The organism is Virgibacillus proomii, from assembly GCF_018916875.1.
Classification (GTDB): Bacteria; Bacillota; Bacilli; order Bacillales; family Amphibacillaceae; genus Virgibacillus; species Virgibacillus proomii_B.
Genome location: NZ_JAHLNO010000001.1, coordinates 118,236 through 135,665 on the forward strand (window position 1 = coordinate 118,236; position 17,430 = coordinate 135,665).

The following is a 17,430-nucleotide window of genomic DNA, read 5'->3' on the forward strand; positions in this document are numbered from 1 at the left end:
GCCATTTTGAACATTCAACTTTGAAAATTTATGTTATTTAAGAAATCTTTCGTAAAACTGTATAAAAAGTAAGATGCCCATGTTCAACAACAGCTTAATAAGCATAGGATGTATAAAGAGAATAATGACGTTCTAGAATTACTAAACTAGTGAACAATATTTATGTATCTAAGGTGCTGTAGAACTCCTGCTTCAATAGTTGTAGAGAATTTGAAAAAGTTTAAGTGGGAGATAACAACAATAAATGTTGATTCATTCGGGTCGATAGGACAAGAAGGAGCTACGGCAGCAATACATCGCACGCAGAAAAAGCGATTTTCTTTTTCAAGGACAGAGAAGCTACGGCAGCGATACATCGCACGCAGAAAAAGCGATTTTCTTTTTCAAGGACAGAGAAGCTACGGCAGCAACACATCGCACGCAGAAAAAGCGATTTTCTTTTTCAAGGACAGAGAAGCTACGGCAGCGATACATCGCACGCAGAAAAAGCGATTTTCTTTTTCAAGGACAAGAAGAAGCTACGGCAGCAATACATCGCACGCAGAAAAAGCGATTTTCTTTTTCAAGGACAAGAAGGAGTTACGGCAGCGACACATCGCGATTTTTCAAGGACATGGAAAGCTACAACAGTTACACATCGTGGTTTTTCAAGAATGCCTGAGATTTTAGCTTTTGTTCTATCTCTTATCAGCAAAAGCCCTACCAAATAAAGTTTTACTTTATATATATTATTGTATGCTGCACTTAGTCAGCAATTGAAGGAGGTTACAATATGCGATTTGAGAGAGTGTCTAATAATCAATTTACTATTTTTTTAACATTTGATGATTTAATTGAACGTGGATTTACAAAAGATGATTTATGGTATGACGGATCAAGCGTTCGAAAATTGTTTAGTGATATGATGTATGAGGCAAGTTCAGAATTAGGTTTTGATTTGGAAGGGGCACTCCTTGTTCAAGTCCATCTAATGCAAGCACAGGGCATGCATGTTATTGTAACGCAAAAATTTTCTGACGCAGATTTTGATACTGATTTTGTAGAAATGAAGGTTACGTTAGATGAAAATAAAAAAATGTTATTTTCTTTTCATGAATTTGAAAATGTCATTGATGTTGCTTCTTATTTATCAGCTTTAACCGTTGAGGGGGGAAAGTTATATTATATGGATCATGCGTATTATATGTTATTAAATGATGATGAATTAAATGGTGTAAACCGGGAGGATATCATTGCAATAATGTCTGAATTTGCTCAACCTAGCATTTTGACAACACATCGACTACATGAATACGGAAAAGAAATTTTTTCTGAAGGAGCTGTCAAGAAAATTATTGAATTATTTTATTCTGAACGTTAGTTTCGTGATCTCGTGACTATGGGCTTGCTTTATATTCATTATTACCTTTTCATTAATGACATCTATTAAAGTAGATAATAGAAATAATCGAATAAGGGAAATTCAGTCCGAATTTCCCTTAGTAGAAATATATTTTTAGTAACTTACTTACGATAATATGTATATATCATATAATAAAATCGCGTTAAACTTTATTACGGGTTGCATTTCGTTTTTACCTAAATATACGATTTATGCAATAAATTAGAGAATGGACTAGAAGGTTTCTTTATAAAATGTTACGATATCTATTGGATAATTGCTGTTATGAAGGCAAATGCTTAAAAAGCATAATAAAGTCAAGTTACTAGCTGCTAAAGTAATGAAATTAATCTAACGAATTTTCGTTGTGAAAAATTAGAGTAATTTTATTGCATATTTACAGTGAAAGTGTATACTAATGTCTGAGTACAGCTATATTGTATGTTCAAATAAGGGGGATTTAAAAAGGACGGAGAGGTTTTCAATGGCGTAACTTTAATTAGCAAAACCGTTTAAGTGTTCCTTGCAGATGAGGTGTTTAGAAGATTTCTGCTTAGAATGCGCTTACAAGCGGAAAAGGGGTAGCATAACAATGTCATCTACTTTACTCCTGGAGTGATAGACTAATAATAAAACAATTCAGGAGCTGGAGAAATAAGCCAATAAGGATTTCTTTGCGTCACTTTTACCGAACCTTTTGAACATCTTCTATTAACTATTATTTTGAGATATTCTAGGAGGTAAATTCATGGTAGCCGATAACGCAGCAGATTCTACCAAAGAAGTGAAAGAAAAAATGGATATTTTAAGTTCAACACGAGCTGTTGTAAAAACTGCATTGGAGAAATTGGGTTACCCTGAGGAGGTCTATGAATTATTCAGAGATCCGATTCGTATGATGACAGTTCGTATCCCTGTACGGATGGATGATGGTTCAATTAAAGTATTTACTGGATATCGTGCACAACACAATGATTCCGTTGGACCGACAAAAGGTGGAGTTCGATTTCATCCGGACGTGACAGAAGACGAAGTAAAAGCATTATCTATTTGGATGAGCTTAAAAGCCGGAATTGTTGATTTACCTTATGGTGGTGGAAAGGGCGGTATCATTTGTGATCCTCGTGAAATGTCTTTCCGTGAGCTGGAAGGATTAAGCAGGGGGTATGTACGGGCAATTAGCCAAATTGTCGGACCAACAAAAGATATCCCAGCACCAGATGTATTTACAAATTCGCAAATCATGGCTTGGATGATGGATGAATATAGCCGTATTGATGAATTTAATAGTCCTGGCTTTATAACTGGTAAACCAATAGTTCTTGGTGGTTCACATGGTAGGGAATCTGCAACTGCGAAGGGTGTTACAATTTGTATCAATGAAGCTGCGAAGAAAAGGGGCATTGATGTTAAAGGGGCAAGTGTAATAATTCAAGGATTTGGAAACGCTGGTAGCTTTCTATCTAAATTTTTGTATGATGCTGGTGCAAAAGTTGTAGGAATATCTGATGCTTATGGCGCTCTTTATGATTCAGAAGGCCTTGATATTGACTATTTGTTAGATCGTAGAGACAGCTTTGGAACCGTAACCAAATTGTTTAATAACACCATTACCAATAAAGAATTGCTTGAAAAGGAATGTGACATTTTAGTGCCTGCTGCTGTTGAAAATCAAATCACAGAAGAAAATGCTCACAATATTAAAGCTGGTATTGTTGTTGAAGCAGCTAATGGTCCTACAACAATGGAAGCTACAAAAATTTTGACAGAACGCGGAATATTGTTAGTACCTGACGTACTAGCCTCAGCAGGTGGAGTAACCGTTTCTTATTTTGAATGGGTACAAAATAACCAAGGTTATTATTGGTCTGAAGAAGAAATTGATAAGAAGCTCCATGAAATTATGATTAAGGCATTTAATTCGATTTATAATACTGCGGAAACAAGACGAGTTGATATGCGTCTGGCTGCTTATATGATTGGTGTTCGGAAAATGGCAGAAGCTTCAAGATTCCGTGGTTGGGTATAAATATCAAATTAGATAAGCACGAATAGATGACGAAAAAACTCTTATCTTGTATAGTTAGGTAAGAGTTTTTTCTATTAGTAGTAAGGCTTCATGTACAGATTGAAGATAAGAAAAAATGGAAAATTAAGTCAGACTTTATAGATAGAAAGAAGGGTTAAGGACATGCAACAAGAAAAAGTGATTGTCGTTGGCAGCGGGCCTTGCGGAATGTCTGCAGCTATTGAGTTACAAAAATTAGGGGTTCAACCATTAATTATTGAGAAAGGTAATATTGTAGATGCAATCTATCGTTATCCTACCCATCAAACCTTTTTTAGTTCCAGTGATAGATTAGAAATTGGCGATGTTGCTTTTATTACTGAAAAACATAAGCCTGTGCGTAATCAAGCACTTGCATATTACCGAGCTGTCGCTGAACGTAAAGAATTACGTATTCATACGTTTGAAACAGTTATAACTGTTAATCGAGTGGAAGATCGTTTTCATGTAGTAACTACAAAACATGAATATTTAGCAGATTATGTTGTCATAGCTACGGGATATTACGGTCAACCAAATATGTTAAATATACCTGGAGAAGAATTACCAAAAGTTTCGCATTACTTTAAAGAAGCACACCCATACTTTAAAAGGGATGTTGTTGTCATTGGCGGGAAAAATTCAGCAGTCGATGCGGCAATGGAATTGCATAAAGCGGGAGCTTATGTCACAGTATTATATCGTGGTGGTCAATATTCAGAAAGCATAAAGCCCTGGATTCTGCCAGAATTTGATTCACTTGTTCAAAAAGAAAAAGTAAATATGATTTTCAATGCTACGGTTTGTGAAATTACAGAGAACGCTGTATTTTACAAAGTAGGTAATGAAGAAAAGGCGATACGTAACGACTTTGTATTTGCCATGACTGGTTACCGACCGGATATTGACTTTCTTACCTCTTGTGGGATCGAAGTAGATCCTAAAACAGGAGAGCCTTTTTATTATGAAGAAACGTATGAGACTAATATCGCAGGCTTATATGTAGCTGGTGTTGTAGCAGCAGGTTTTAATAACAATAAAATTTTCATCGAAAATGGACGTTTTCACGGAGTAAAAATTGCTGAATCTGTTTCTAGTAATTATAAATCCTAGGGCGAGGTGTTTGAACCGATAACTTAATCCTTGCGGAATACTTTCCGCAAGGATTAAGTATAAATGGGAATAATAAAGTGAAACTTCATTCAGTAGGTCTTCCATCTCCTACTGAATGTTAGTACCTAGAAGGGTATGACCTAAAGCCCTTGTACGAATCGGGCATTTAGGTGCCGTTTTCTCCCACTTTGACTTCTTCGTATTGCCTAAAGTTGAAGTCTTACGGAACTTTACATGCGGGATAAACACAAGAATGACATTGGCTTTATGATATATGAATTGTCGTAAATCTTTTTTAGAAAAGAATAAAGTATTAAATGCCCCCTCATAGAAAGGTTGCTTCTAACTAAGTGCTTCATTTATAATACGTGTAATTTCTCGTCCGCTCTATTACAACTAAAACGATAGGCTCCATTACTTGAGCTCACTTCTCATAAAAGCAGCTAACTTCGGGAATAGATAATAAAGATTTTTCAAAGCTTTTGGATCAGTTATTTCTTCTGAAAACAGAATTGTACATACTTTTTAATCACTACCTGTTTCGTACGATCTGCGATAATTTCCGTGGTCTATAATTTACAATTTTATTACATACTTCACTAACTTTTTTTACAGTCAGAAGTATAGATAATGGTTAACCCTTCGCTTTTAAGAAATGCTTTCTGGATTGAGAGTCAATTTCTACTGTTTGGTTCATCCTATGATTAGAAGTTGCACAAGCAAGATTAAACCGTCCACTTCATATCTCCAGATAATACCACTGCTTTTTTCTTTGTTCATTTACAATTCCATAGCTGCTTTATTTCAGATTTATTAAAGTCATATAAGAACGTTCTCTTGAACTGATAAATAAGGATAGAAAGCTAACTCCTGTGGAACAAGACTAATGTACTTGTTCTAATGATGAATGTTTTTACATCAAAAATAATCTTTTCTTCATCAAATTCTGAGTCTTGTAACATCATGAATGATAGAGGGTTTCCTGCTCCGTTGAGACCGAGTAAACCGTAAATATCACCATGTTTTATCTGTAAACTCAGATTATTTACAGCAAACTGATTTCATATTTTTTACTTGATTAGAATAGTAAGTGAACTCATTTTACCGTTTTAATGTTATAGATAAATAGAAAAGGGCAAAGCGGGAGGTCACGGTACCTAAATGTCCGATTCGTTGACAGAGAAGCTTTGATAGCAATACACCGTGTTTTTTCTATGGTAAGAAAAAAACTTGACATTGACACACCGGCAAGCCAATTACTTCAGACGTACCAATAGCTTCAATTAATATTTTTAAATCTGTGAATTTTAATTTAATAAAATCCATTATAAGAAGGTTGAATAAAGATGCTTTTTCTTAAAGCGTCTATCTCAAATAAATTTGATATCATTTCATCTAAAGTATGTGTTTTAGGCATTTTGGTTATACTATACTTTTTTATTAGGTCAATACTTGAGGAAGAGAGAAAAAAGACAGTAACATGCTTCTTATTCAGTACAAACATTCCCTTTTAATTGACTGGATTCGACAAAACAAATATGCTAGAAAAGAGTGCTATTCATAAATAGGTGATTAGTAAAAAATTAGATAAGTGGGTGTTGCCTTATGAAACGAAAAAAAGTGGTTTTAATTGCTACCGGTGGCACAATTGCAAGTAAAAAGAAGGAAGACACAGGGTTATTAGAATCTGGAGTTATTACAGGGGAAGAAATTGTTCAATACTGTGATATACCAGCAGACATAGATGTAGAAGTAGAGTCGATGTTACAAAAGGCAAGTATGCATCTAACCTTTGATGATTTATTAATATTGAAAGAGCGGATCGATCTTTATTTAGCAAAAGATGATGTATCTGGAGTAGTTGTTACTCAAGGAACAGATACATTAGAAGAGTCGTCTTATTTTATTAATTTAATAACCAATCATAAAAAACCAATTGTTTTTACTGGATCACAGCGTTCACCTGGTGAAGTAGGAACAGATGCTTTTATAAATATAAAGCATGCTATTCTCGCAGCTTGTAGTGAGGATTTATTTCATATTGGCGTTGTAGTTGTTTTTAATGAACGTATTTTTCATTCTCGTTATGTAAAAAAGGAACATGCTTCCAATGTTCAAGGCTTTAATTCATTCGGCTTTGGTTATCTTGGAATTATTGATAATGAAGAAGTGTACATTTTCCAGAAGCCTTTAGTGAATGAGTTTTATGAGTTAAAGTCATCGTTACCTGAAGTCGATATCATTAAGTGTTATATGGGTGCTGGTGATAAATATGTAAGAGCAGCTAGAGAAGCTAATGTTGATGGAATAATTTTAGAAGGTGTCGGCAGAGGTCAAGTAACACCTGCAATGATGGGGGAAATAAAACAGTGCATTCAAGCCGGAATAATTGTGGTCATTACTACTTCTACTGTTGAAGGGGAAGTTTATACGACTTATGATTATGAGGGAAGCGCGTTTGATTTAAAAAAAGCTGGAGTTATTCTTGGAAGAGATTATGATAGTAAAAAAGCCAGAATGAAGCTAATGGTGGGGTTAGCTAGTAACCATCCAAATATATCTGAAATATTTAATCCACTTTAGAACTTAATGTTGGTTACAAATGTGCAAAGCCAGTAAATGCTTATATTCTGTCTGTATGTGAATTATATCGGTTAGATGATAGGATAATGGTATCCGTAGGGAAAGAGGTTTGTAAGCTATGTTTACTGTTTTATCAGCTGGAGTTGCACCGGCATTAGCCTTAATGTCATTTTTTTATTTAAAAGATCGTGTTACAGAACCACTGGCATTAATTGTTCGTACCTTTATTTTAGGGATGTTGCTTGTTTTCCCTATTATGTTTATTCAGTATGTGTTGCAAACAGAAGGTTTTGTAACAAATCCGTTTGTTGAATCTTTTCTAATTGTTGGCTTATTGGAAGAATTTTTTAAATGGTTTATTTTTATGTATGCTATTTACCATCATTCTGAATTCGATGCACATTACGATGGTATTGTTTATGCAGTAGCTATTAGCCTTGGCTTTGCAACACTTGAGAATATTTTATACTTATTTACAAATGGAATTAGATATGCATTTATTCGGGCCTTTTTCCCTGTTTCCTCACATGCACTTTTCGGAGTTATTATGGGGTACTATTTTGGAAAAGCAAAAGTATTTTCTGTTCATAAGCGCAGGACATTGTTTTTAGCCTTCCTCATGCCTTATTTATTGCATGGAACCTATAACTATATTCTTACGCAACTTAAAAGTAATTGGGTCATAATCTTAGCGCCATTTATGATTGGTTTGTGGCTCTTCTCATTACATCGAATGAAAATTGCTAATAATCCAATGTATTCAGCATACTCTAACTATGAAAAACAAGAAGATGATCCGGCAATATAAGGTAACGCGAATAAATATGTATAAAACAATGAAATTCTTTGTACTGTTTAGACAGAGAATTTTTTTATACTATAGGAAAGTATAAAACTTTATGGTTTATACTATAAGAAAAACTACAGCTTTCGCTAAAGACTCGGCGACAAGCCAAGTTTTTCTAATGAGGAAAAATCTGAATAACAGGCGCTAATGCCTAAGAATAAAGTTTAATTAAAAACAAATCCTTATTTTACAATAAATAAAAGGCCCCATTTTGAAAAAAATTGGTCAACTTGGATTCGTTTCTTTTTGAATGAAATTTAGTTTTATCGAAAAGTTTAATCAAAACTCATTTAAAATTCTTTGATTGAACAGATAAAGCATCGTATCTTTTTTAATAACTATCGCGAATTCTATCCCAAAACTTCGTGGCTTTTTTACAAACATCGTGATTTAAGCTATCATTATTTATGTCCTAAATAGGAGCTGTTATCTTTTTTGGATAATTACCTCTTATATGGAAGGATCGATATCGAAAAAATAACTATTTTTAATTTACATTAGCTTTTCTAATGAAACATCAATATCATAAAAGAGGCTGGAACATAACTAAAACAGCTGATTAAAAAACGAACAATAAATCGTCCTTGTGTATACGTAAGTTTTTAGCGTAGTCAAAATATGTAGACTCCTGCGGGAATAGCTCGAGCTGAAGATCCCGCAGGAAAGCGATCTTTGCTTTCCGAGGAAGCTGAGGCCGTGCCCGCGGAAAGCGAAATATTTTGACGTAGCGATGATAGGAATTTTTTTAACACAAACAAACCGAACAATTATAAATGAATTGTTCGGTTTTTGCTATTTAGTATTTGCTTATGTCCCAGCCGCTTTTTTAATTTATATTATACTTTTCGTAATCCGTCTCCAACAAAAAATATCCTTATTGTTTCCATACTATTTACAATCACCATTCTGACTATCATCCAGACAAAATCCGCCTGAAGGTTTCCAACTACCGTTTTTACATACATGCCAACGATCACCAATACATTTTCTGTCACCTGAATTACAAGGTTGTTCAAGGATTTGTTCATTTGTTAATTCCGTTTGATTGTTCATGGTTTTATCACCTCCTGATAATTATTATCTTATTAATTTATTTGTATATTAAGGAAACAAATGGAGATAGAACTCCTCAACCGGATAGGAATGTAAGGGATATAAATGATTAGATGTTTCTGTTGGTTTGAAAAAGTTTTATTAGTAATATTTTGAAACCAATTACTATTTTTCTACTTTTCTTAACTTAAAAAAAGTATTGCCAAACTAATCTACGGAAATTACGATTAAGGAGTCATTTACGTTCATGATAACTTTATAAAAGATTTTCAAAGCTGCAGTCTTTTTTAAAAATATAGTCATGACTATATTTTAAATTCAGTCGCTCTCTGTATCCAATTGTCATATGGATTGTTCACATGGATTTTCTTCCTTAACGTATTACAATGTATAATTTTATGACTCTCATAGTAAATAAGGTAAGGTTATTTATTATAAATAAACCATGAATAAAAAAAGAATTATATCAAAAACTATCTAGACAATACCATGAATACCAGGAGGAAAATGTATGGCCAATAAAAAACTGATGGTTTCTTTATTTATAGTAAGTTTTTTATTCCTTGGAATGCAAATTGTGCAGCCGGATAAAACAGTTCATGCTTTTAGTCCCCAAGTTATTCAGCATGGAGCAGTAGGTGATGATGTTATAGAATTGCAGGCAAGATTACAATATTTAGGTTTTTATAATGGAAAAATTGATGGTGTCTTTGGCTGGGGAACGTATTGGGCATTACGTAATTTTCAGTATGAGTTTGGTCTGGAAATTGATGGATTAGCTGGCCCTACAACGAAGCAAAAGTTAGTTAAAGCTAGTAAATATGATGAAGCTTATGTAAAAGAACAAATTAATAAAGGAAGAAAATTCACCCATTATGGTGGTGGAAAAAAACAGTCTGGCGGTGGTGGACAAGCAAATAAGCAAGATAATACTACAGCTGTTAACGTACCACCGGGTTATTCACAAAACGATATTCAGTTAATGGCTAATGCAGTTCATGGAGAGGCAAGAGGAGAACCTTATGTTGGTCAAGTAGCAGTAGCTGCAGTAATTTTAAATCGCGTAAAAAGTCCAACATTTCCCAACACCGTGTCTGGTGTTATTTTTGAACCGAGAGCCTTTACTGCCGTTGCCGATGGACAGATTTGGTTATCTCCAGATAAAACATCAAGAGAAGCTGTGTTGGATGCGATAAAAGGTTGGGATCCTTCAGGAGGCGCTATTTATTATTTTAATCCAAATACTGCGACATCGCCTTGGATTTGGTCAAGACCACAAATTAAACAAATTGGAAAACATATTTTTTGTAAATAGGTAGGTGATATAAAAATGATTCGTTGGATACTTATTGTTGTATTATCCCTAGGAATTATTGGGACAGGGGTTTGGGGTTACCAAGAACATCAGGAAAAAAATGCAGTGCTCATTCAGGCGGAAAATACGTATCAACGAGCTTTCCATGATTTAACATACCGAATTGATGTGTTAAATGACAAAATTGGCTCAGCATTAGCAATGAATTCAAATCAACGCATATCTCCTCAGCTTGTTGAGATATGGCGGGTTACTTCAGAGGCCTTATCAGATGTAGGACAATTGCCTTTAGGATTATTACCATTTAATAAAACCGAGGAGTTCCTAGCTAATATTGGTGAGTTCACATACCGTACAGCAGTACGAGATCTTAAAAAAGAACCGTTATCAGATAAAGAAACAAAGACGTTAAAAAACTTGTATAAACAGTCTGGAGAAATTAAAGATGAATTACGGAAAGTTCAACATACCACTTTAGAAAATAATTTACGTTGGATGGACGTACAGCTTGCGTTAGCAAATGAAGGTGAGCAAATCGATAATACAATTATTGATGGATTTAAAACAGTGGAGAAAAAAGCAGAAGGGTTTGCAGAAGGAATTGGCCATGTATCTACATCTAATCAAACTGTTAGAGAACATCAATTTAAAAATTTAAAAGGCAAACCTTTAAAAGAGGATGAAGCACTATCTAAAGCAAAAAAAATTCTTTCGATAGATAACAAAGAAAAGATACGAATTACGAAAAGCGGAAAAGGTGCTGAAGTTCCCGTATATAGTATTTCCTACCGGAATGATAAAAAAAGTGCTTATATGGATCTATCACAAAAAGGTGGACATCCAATAACCTTCCTAATTGATCGACCCGTCAATACAAAAAGGATTAGCTTAAATAGCGGGATGGAAAAAGCAAAAGCATTTTTGAAAAAAAATGATTTTAATAATATGATTGTTTTTCAAAGTGCACAATATGATAATACTGGGGCTTATTCATTTCTATATAGTAAAGATGATGTTCGTTACTATTCAGATGCAGTTGAAGTAAAAGTAGCCCTGGATAATGGTGAAATTCTCGGTTTAACGGCGATTGATTATTTTATGAACCACGGTGAAAGAGAAAAGCCCGAACCGAAAATCAGTAGCGAGGAAGCTAAAGAAAAGGTAAACCCGAATGTAGATATTCAGGAAGAATACCTAGCTGTTATTGATAATGATTTAGGCGAAGAAGTACTAACATATGAATTTCTTGGAACAATGGGAAATGAGACCTATCGAATCTTTATTAACGCTGAGGATGGTCGAGAAGAACGTGTAGAAAAGCTAAGCGGATCGGAAATAAATTATGCTAGAGGATGACGTTATGTCTTCCTCTTTTTTTTAATATCTGTAATAATAGGTATAAAGGGCTATGGAGGTGATTGGGTATGAAAATAGGAACGGTGCTTCAGTTGCAGATTACCCAAGTTAATAAACAAAATAAAAAGTATCGGTGTAAAATTATTGATAAAAATGACAAATATTTATTCATTGATTATCCTGTTGATGTAAAAACGAAAAAAACTGCTTTTTTTTATAAAGGCACAGTATTTGATGTGTTTTTTTTAGGTGAGGATGAGGTCGTTTATCACTTTCGTTCCAAATTAGCAGCTAAAGTTAAATTAAATATAAAAGCTTTAGCAATGACATTACCAGAAGAATTAAAGCGCGTACAACGGCGAAATTTCGTTCGGGTAGATACAGTTGTCGATATAGCTGTCCATTCTCCAGATCAGCTTTTTCCGCCATTTACGACAGTTACGAATGATATAAGTGGCGGGGGGATATCCATTATATTACCTAAACATAAAAAATTAAAAGGAAAATTAGTTGAGTTATGGATGGTATTGCCATTAGCCGGTGGACAGTACGTATATCCTCATACAAAAGCAGAATTAGTCTTTCACAAGGAAGGAAAAAATGGAATTACGGTCGCTGCATTTAAATATTTGAATATGGATCAAAAGATGCAGCAATCCATTATCCGTTATTGCTTTGAAAAGCAAAGAGAAGTAAGAAGAAAGCAATTATTCGATTAATCTTAGGAAAAAGGGAAAACCTAGCTATAGGAATAGACCATCATTTAATGAATATGTTATTATTTAATATAGGGCTTATTTTTATAAAACTTGGCATGGCCAAGTTTTTTCAGCTGATTTTATGCAAGAAATGTACGGAGAGGAATGGATGCCATTCATGGTAAATAAAACAATAACGGTCGCAATTGATGGTCCTGCTGCAGCAGGAAAAAGTACAGTAGCAAAAATCGTAGCAGAAAAACTCTCTAGTATTTATATAGATACTGGAGCGATGTATCGAGCTATTACTTGGAAAGCGCTCAAAAATGATGTTAATGTAAATGATGAAGCTGCTCTTGTAAAATTACTTGAAATAACAATAATGGAGTTGAAGCAAGGAAGAGATGGTCAGCTTGTATTTATTGATGGGCAAGATATCACAACAGCCATTCGCTCAAACGAGGTAACGAATGCTGTGTCTTATGTTGCGAAGCATCCATTAATTAGAGAGGAAATGGTAAGGCGACAACAGTTGTTAGCAGAAGAAAAAGATGTCGTCATGGATGGACGTGATATTGGGACACATGTATTACCAGACGCAGAGGTTAAAATCTTTTTAGTCGCATCTGTCGAAGAGCGAGCAAAACGAAGATATGAAGAAAATAAGAGAAAAGGAATACATACAGATTTCAATGAATTGAAAAAAGAAATCGAACAAAGAGATGAACTTGATTCCAAACGGGAGATCTCCCCTTTAATAAAGGCAGAAGATGCTATAGAAATTGATACGACATCTTTAACGATTGAGGAAGTGGCTGAACAAATTCTTGAAGAGGTACGTAAAATACATTAATTAGATATAATGAGTAAGGGTTCCTAATCGTGTATTTATCCCATATGTAAGGTGCCGTAAGACTCCCACTTCAAGAGCCTGAGTTGGTACAAAAGGGTCTAAGTGGGAGAAAACGGCACCTAAATGCCCGATTCGTTCAAGGGTCTTTAGGTCATACCCTTCTAGGTACTAACATTCAGTAGGAGATGGAAGAAAACTCCTACTGAATGAAGTTTCACTTTATAGAGATGTTCAAAAGTGTGTCAAACATGACGACAAATTTTCTGCGTACCAAGAATGAGTATGGATTTTTAGCATTGTAGTTAAGTCGACGTAGTGAATTTTTTATTGGCTATCCGTTTGTACATTGTGGATAACTTTTTTAAACATATCTTCGTCTAGCTGGAAGAGCTCGTGCTACTAGCATACTTCGATCTGCTTCCTATGATAAGTTAACATCGGCTCCGAATCTAAAGAAGCCCGATTAAAAGCCGCTCAGGCGTCGGTATAACCCTGGTACAGGGGCATGTTCCTTTATTTCGATTATGTTCATCTATCAGCGGGCAATAAAAGCCCCCCACTGATTGAAGATTCATTTTATATAGAAAAATAATTAGATGTAACTTATTTCTTTATTAAAATAAATAAGCTGGTTAGAGGGAAAGATGATGAATTTATATAAAATAGCTAAATTGGTAGTTTCCATTATTTTTTTCCCGTTATTTCGCATTCGAGTAATTGGAAAAGAAAATATTCCCAAAACGGGACCTGTTATTATTTGTTCGAATCACATTTCTAATTTAGATCCACCGACCGTTGGAATAACTTCACCAAGAAGTATTTATTTTATGGCAAAACAAGAATTGTTTGAAAAACCTTTACTCGGTAAATTATTAACAGCCATTCAAGCTTTCCCAGTTAAACGGGGAATAGGTGATCGAAATGCTTTAAGAAAAGGGGTGGCGATTTTAAAAGAAGGTCACACGCTAGGTTTATTTCCTGAAGGGACTAGAAGTAAAACTGGAAAACTCAGAAAACCGCTAGCTGGAGCAGGATTCTTTGCCCTTCGATCGGAGGCAACAATCGTTCCCTGTGCGATCATTGGAACTTATCAACCATTAAAAAAGTTAAAGGTCGTCTACGGACAGCCAATTTCAATGAAAGAACTTAAGGAACGAAAAGCATCTGCACAAGAAGCGGCGGATGTGATCATGTCAGAGATTCAAAAGTTAATGAATGCAAATAAATAAAACTACATTACTTGACAAATAATTATAATTATTAGAAGTTATAAAAAAGGGATATTTTTAAAAAGCAATTATTTATCGTTATTATTAGTTATTAAAAGAAAGCTTAAGTAGCTTATTACATAAAGTTATTTGGGGTTTCGATATGATTTTAGGAGGGCTATGGATATGAGTGAAGAAACAAACAAAGAACAAATCGATTTAAATGTAGGAGACATTGTAACTGGAACTGTAGTAAGAGTAGAGGAAAAGCAAGCTTTAGTTGATATTGGTTACAAAGCGGAAGGAATTTTGCCGATTGGTGAAATTTCCAACCTTCATATTGATACTGTAAGTGATGCTGTGAATGAAGGAGATACATTAACTTTAAAAGTAAAAAAAGTAGAAGATGAAGATATTATCCTTTCAAAAAAAGCAGTAGATGCTGATAAAGCGTGGAAGGATTTACAAGAGAAATATGAGAATGGAGAAGTATTTGAAACTCAAGTTAAAGAGGTTGTTAACGGTGGATTAGTTGTCGATGTTGGTGTAAGAGGGTTTATCCCAGCTTCATTAGTAGAAACATATTATGTAGAGGATTTTAGTGATTATAAAGATAAAATGCTAACTGTTAAAGTTGTAGACCTCGTACCTGAGCAGAATCGCGTCATTTTATCGCACCGTGCCGTTCAAGAGGAAAAGCTACAGGAAAAGAAAAAATCATTGCTTCAGTCTTTGGAAGCTGGACAAGTCATTGAAGGAACTGTACAACGGCTTACTGACTTTGGTGTGTTTGTTGATATTGGAGGAGTGGATGGCTTAGTACACATTTCACAATTGGCGCATGAGCATGTGGAGCACCCTTCAGATGTAGTAAAAGAAGGGGATACAATTAAAGTAGAAGTGTTATCTGTTGATCCAGATAGTGAGCGGATTTCTTTATCAAGAAAGAAAGTTTTACCTGGACCTTGGGCTGGTATTGAAGAGCGAATTTCTCGTGGAGATGTGCTTGACGGTACTGTGAAACGCCTTGTTAATTTTGGTGCATTTGTTGAAATAGAACCAGGTGTTGAAGGTCTTGTACACATTTCTCAAATTGCAACACGTCATATTGGTACTCCACAGGAAGTGCTTGAGGCTGGTCAAGAAGTAAAGGTAAAGGTGCTCGATGTAAATGAAAAAGATGAACGGATTTCATTAAGCATTCGAGAGCTGGAGCAGGAAGAAGAAGCAGATGATTATAAACGATATGAAAAAGATGATGAACAATCTGGTTTTCATATCAGTGATATTATCGGGGACAAATTGAATAAATACAAACAATAACTAAGATGCGAACGTCCTTGAAAAAGAGGCGATGTCTGGCTATCATTGTTTTCTTTGTTCTGTTTACAACGCCGTCACTAAAAAACGTTTTTCCTATTCGGAAAAGCGTTTTTTTGTATACAAACGAAAAGAAACAGCAATACTGCTAATATGGCGAATTATAAGGGTCGCCTAACATTCAGGAGGAGTTTTACAAGGGTATTATTTGCTTATCCCGCATGTAAGGTGCCGTAAGACTCCCACTTTAAGACCTGAGTTCTAAGTGGGAGAAAACGGCACCTAAATGCCCGATTCGTTCAACTAACATTCAGTAGGAGATGAAAGAAAACTCCTACTGAATAAAGTTTCACTTTATATTAATTCCAAATCGAGCAATTAATTGGGTACACAACTATGGAGGTAACAGAATGAATGAATATTCAATGCCAATTTTATTTGGGGTAATTATTGGAACGTTAGCACGTATTCTAATGCTTCGTACCGATTATCGACAATATCCTACATATTTACATGGAAAAGTGATTCATATATCATTGGGATTTATTGCAGCTGCCTTAGGATCGGTAGCTATTCCAGCAATTATGGAATTAGAATTTACCGCAGTAACCTTTTTAACCGTTGCTGCAACGCAATTTAGAGAAGTGAGAAATATGGAAAGAAACACATTGACAGAAGTAGATGGTTTTGAATTAGTACCAAGAGGAAAAACGTATATAGAAGGAATTGCCATATCATTTGAAAGTAGAAATTACTTAGTTATTTTTACGTCATTTTTCTCTACACTTACATTTATTGTTTTTGGCATGTATATTGCATTAATAGTAGCAACTAGTTGCCTAGCTATTTCAATGGCATTAATGAGTGGGAAGCGAATCAAAGATATTGTGGAAATTGAACATCATTCACTTCATTTTAAAGGTGCAGGATTGTATGTTGATAATATTTATATTATGAACATTGGTCTTCCGGAACGACAGGATGAAATTCTAAGATATGGAATGGGATTTGTTTTAACTCCTAAAAATATAAATATCGTAACAACCATTGCAAATCTGGGGCAACGTCAAGCAATTTTGCATGATGTATCGGTAACATTAGGTGTATTTAGAGATTCGGGAACACCAGCTCTTACACCATTGATAAAACGAGATTTAGACGATGGGCGTATCGGTATTTTCATGTTGCCGCAAATTCGAGATATTAACAAAGCGAAAAAGGTAATAGGAGAAGTCCCCGTACTTGAGAATGCTATTCGTATGCCTTCAGAATCTGCTTTTAATCATAGAAAGGGGGATCAGTAAAATGGAAATTGAAAAAGTAATTCTCGCTGTTATTACGACAAACCCCTCTGCTATCGAAGGGGGAGCTCCTACCTTTATTTGTGAAAGCAGAAAAGAAGCAGAGGATATAGCTGCGAATTTAGAAGCAATTACAGATGGGATAGCACATCAACTTAGTGAGGATCTATTTATCATTGTAAAACATTAAGTTCTCCTTGTAAGTTTTAATTGTTTATACGTCCCTCTTTTGCTATGATAGAGGTTGTCTAATGGTTTGGAAAATGAGACAATCTCCTTTTTGAAGGTCTATCAACACTAATAATGGTTGTAAGATTTCCAAAGGGATCAATATTTTGCTAACACGATTTGCAAG

At 34.8% G+C, this 17,430-nt stretch carries 15 protein-coding genes; 14 read left to right on the forward strand and 1 reads right to left on the reverse strand.

Features of this window, described 5'->3' with window-relative positions; translation table 11 throughout:
• The first annotated feature begins 210 nt into the window (after positions 1-210).
• From KQI21_RS00620 to prsW, 6 genes are all read left to right on the forward strand, one after another.
• Positions 211-669, forward strand: a complete 459-nt coding sequence (locus KQI21_RS00620) for a hypothetical protein (RefSeq protein WP_216482081.1) — start codon at positions 211-213, stop codon at positions 667-669.
• A 103-nt stretch (positions 670-772) separates the two neighbouring features.
• Positions 773-1,360 carry a genetic competence negative regulator gene (locus tag KQI21_RS00625; protein WP_216482082.1) on the forward strand — a complete coding sequence of 196 codons (588 nt, stop codon included), beginning with the start codon at positions 773-775 and terminating at the stop codon, positions 1,358-1,360.
• A 769-nt stretch (positions 1,361-2,129) separates the two neighbouring features.
• Positions 2,130-3,410: a Glu/Leu/Phe/Val family dehydrogenase gene (locus tag KQI21_RS00630; RefSeq protein ID WP_216482083.1), complete on the forward strand. Its 1,281-nt coding sequence runs from the start codon at positions 2,130-2,132 to the stop codon at positions 3,408-3,410.
• 162 nt (positions 3,411-3,572) lie between these two features.
• The gene (locus KQI21_RS00635) at positions 3,573-4,541 is read left to right on the forward strand and encodes a YpdA family putative bacillithiol disulfide reductase (protein WP_216482084.1); all 969 of its coding nucleotides are present in this window, start codon (positions 3,573-3,575) and stop codon (positions 4,539-4,541) included.
• Positions 4,542-6,146: 1,605 nt separating this feature from the next.
• Positions 6,147-7,124 (forward strand): asparaginase, encoded by a 978-nt coding sequence (locus tag KQI21_RS00640; RefSeq protein ID WP_216482085.1) that lies wholly within the window; start codon positions 6,147-6,149, stop codon positions 7,122-7,124.
• Between the two features lie 118 nt (positions 7,125-7,242).
• Positions 7,243-7,932, forward strand: coding sequence for a glutamic-type intramembrane protease PrsW (gene prsW, locus KQI21_RS00645; protein WP_216482086.1), 690 nt, complete (start codon positions 7,243-7,245; stop codon positions 7,930-7,932).
• Between the two features lie 927 nt (positions 7,933-8,859).
• On the opposite strand, the gene KQI21_RS00650 is transcribed toward prsW, so the two are convergent.
• Complete coding sequence (locus KQI21_RS00650) at positions 8,860-9,024, reverse strand: hypothetical protein (RefSeq protein WP_216482087.1); 165 nt, start codon at positions 9,022-9,024, stop codon at positions 8,860-8,862.
• A 511-nt stretch (positions 9,025-9,535) separates the two neighbouring features.
• Here KQI21_RS00650 and sleB point away from each other — a divergent pair.
• From sleB to KQI21_RS00690, 8 genes are all read left to right on the forward strand, one after another.
• Positions 9,536-10,339 carry a spore cortex-lytic enzyme gene (gene sleB, locus KQI21_RS00655; RefSeq protein WP_216482088.1) on the forward strand — a complete coding sequence of 268 codons (804 nt, stop codon included), beginning with the start codon at positions 9,536-9,538 and terminating at the stop codon, positions 10,337-10,339.
• 15 nt (positions 10,340-10,354) lie between these two features.
• A complete protein-coding gene (gene ypeB / locus KQI21_RS00660) occupies positions 10,355-11,695 on the forward strand; it encodes a germination protein YpeB (protein ID WP_216482089.1) in 1,341 nt (446 codons plus the stop codon).
• A gap of 68 nt (positions 11,696-11,763) precedes the next feature.
• The gene (locus tag KQI21_RS00665; protein WP_216482090.1) at positions 11,764-12,414 is read left to right on the forward strand and encodes a flagellar brake protein; all 651 of its coding nucleotides are present in this window, start codon (positions 11,764-11,766) and stop codon (positions 12,412-12,414) included.
• A 157-nt stretch (positions 12,415-12,571) separates the two neighbouring features.
• On the forward strand, positions 12,572-13,246 hold the full coding sequence (gene cmk, locus KQI21_RS00670; RefSeq protein ID WP_216482144.1) for a (d)CMP kinase: 675 nt from the start codon (positions 12,572-12,574) through the stop codon (positions 13,244-13,246).
• Between the two features lie 647 nt (positions 13,247-13,893).
• Positions 13,894-14,475: a lysophospholipid acyltransferase family protein gene (locus KQI21_RS00675; protein WP_216482091.1), complete on the forward strand. Its 582-nt coding sequence runs from the start codon at positions 13,894-13,896 to the stop codon at positions 14,473-14,475.
• A gap of 165 nt (positions 14,476-14,640) precedes the next feature.
• A complete protein-coding gene (gene rpsA / locus KQI21_RS00680; protein ID WP_216482092.1) occupies positions 14,641-15,777 on the forward strand; it encodes a 30S ribosomal protein S1 in 1,137 nt (378 codons plus the stop codon).
• Between the two features lie 407 nt (positions 15,778-16,184).
• A complete protein-coding gene (locus KQI21_RS00685) occupies positions 16,185-17,078 on the forward strand; it encodes a YIEGIA family protein (RefSeq protein WP_216482093.1) in 894 nt (297 codons plus the stop codon).
• A gap of 1 nt (position 17,079) precedes the next feature.
• Positions 17,080-17,265, forward strand: coding sequence for a capping complex subunit for YIEGIA (locus KQI21_RS00690; RefSeq protein ID WP_216482094.1), 186 nt, complete (start codon positions 17,080-17,082; stop codon positions 17,263-17,265).
• Positions 17,266-17,430: the final 165 nt, after the last annotated feature.

Bases quoted from the DNA above. Each gene is read 5' to 3' on its own strand.
- KQI21_RS00625 (WP_216482082.1), top strand. From the start codon at position 773: ATGCGATTTGAGAGAGTGTCTAATAATCAATTTACTATTTTTTTAACA.
- KQI21_RS00630 (WP_216482083.1), top strand. From the start codon at position 2,130: ATGGTAGCCGATAACGCAGCAGATTCTACCAAAGAAGTGAAAGAAAAA.
- KQI21_RS00635 (WP_216482084.1), top strand. From the start codon at position 3,573: ATGCAACAAGAAAAAGTGATTGTCGTTGGCAGCGGGCCTTGCGGAATG.
- KQI21_RS00640 (WP_216482085.1), top strand. From the start codon at position 6,147: ATGAAACGAAAAAAAGTGGTTTTAATTGCTACCGGTGGCACAATTGCA.
- prsW (WP_216482086.1), top strand. From the start codon at position 7,243: ATGTTTACTGTTTTATCAGCTGGAGTTGCACCGGCATTAGCCTTAATG.
- KQI21_RS00650 (WP_216482087.1), bottom strand. From the start codon at position 9,024: ATGAACAATCAAACGGAATTAACAAATGAACAAATCCTTGAACAACCT.
- sleB (WP_216482088.1), top strand. From the start codon at position 9,536: ATGGCCAATAAAAAACTGATGGTTTCTTTATTTATAGTAAGTTTTTTA.
- ypeB (WP_216482089.1), top strand. From the start codon at position 10,355: ATGATTCGTTGGATACTTATTGTTGTATTATCCCTAGGAATTATTGGG.
- KQI21_RS00665 (WP_216482090.1), top strand. From the start codon at position 11,764: ATGAAAATAGGAACGGTGCTTCAGTTGCAGATTACCCAAGTTAATAAA.
- cmk (WP_216482144.1), top strand. From the start codon at position 12,572: ATGGTAAATAAAACAATAACGGTCGCAATTGATGGTCCTGCTGCAGCA.
- KQI21_RS00675 (WP_216482091.1), top strand. From the start codon at position 13,894: ATGAATTTATATAAAATAGCTAAATTGGTAGTTTCCATTATTTTTTTC.
- rpsA (WP_216482092.1), top strand. From the start codon at position 14,641: ATGAGTGAAGAAACAAACAAAGAACAAATCGATTTAAATGTAGGAGAC.
- KQI21_RS00685 (WP_216482093.1), top strand. From the start codon at position 16,185: ATGAATGAATATTCAATGCCAATTTTATTTGGGGTAATTATTGGAACG.
- KQI21_RS00690 (WP_216482094.1), top strand. From the start codon at position 17,080: ATGGAAATTGAAAAAGTAATTCTCGCTGTTATTACGACAAACCCCTCT.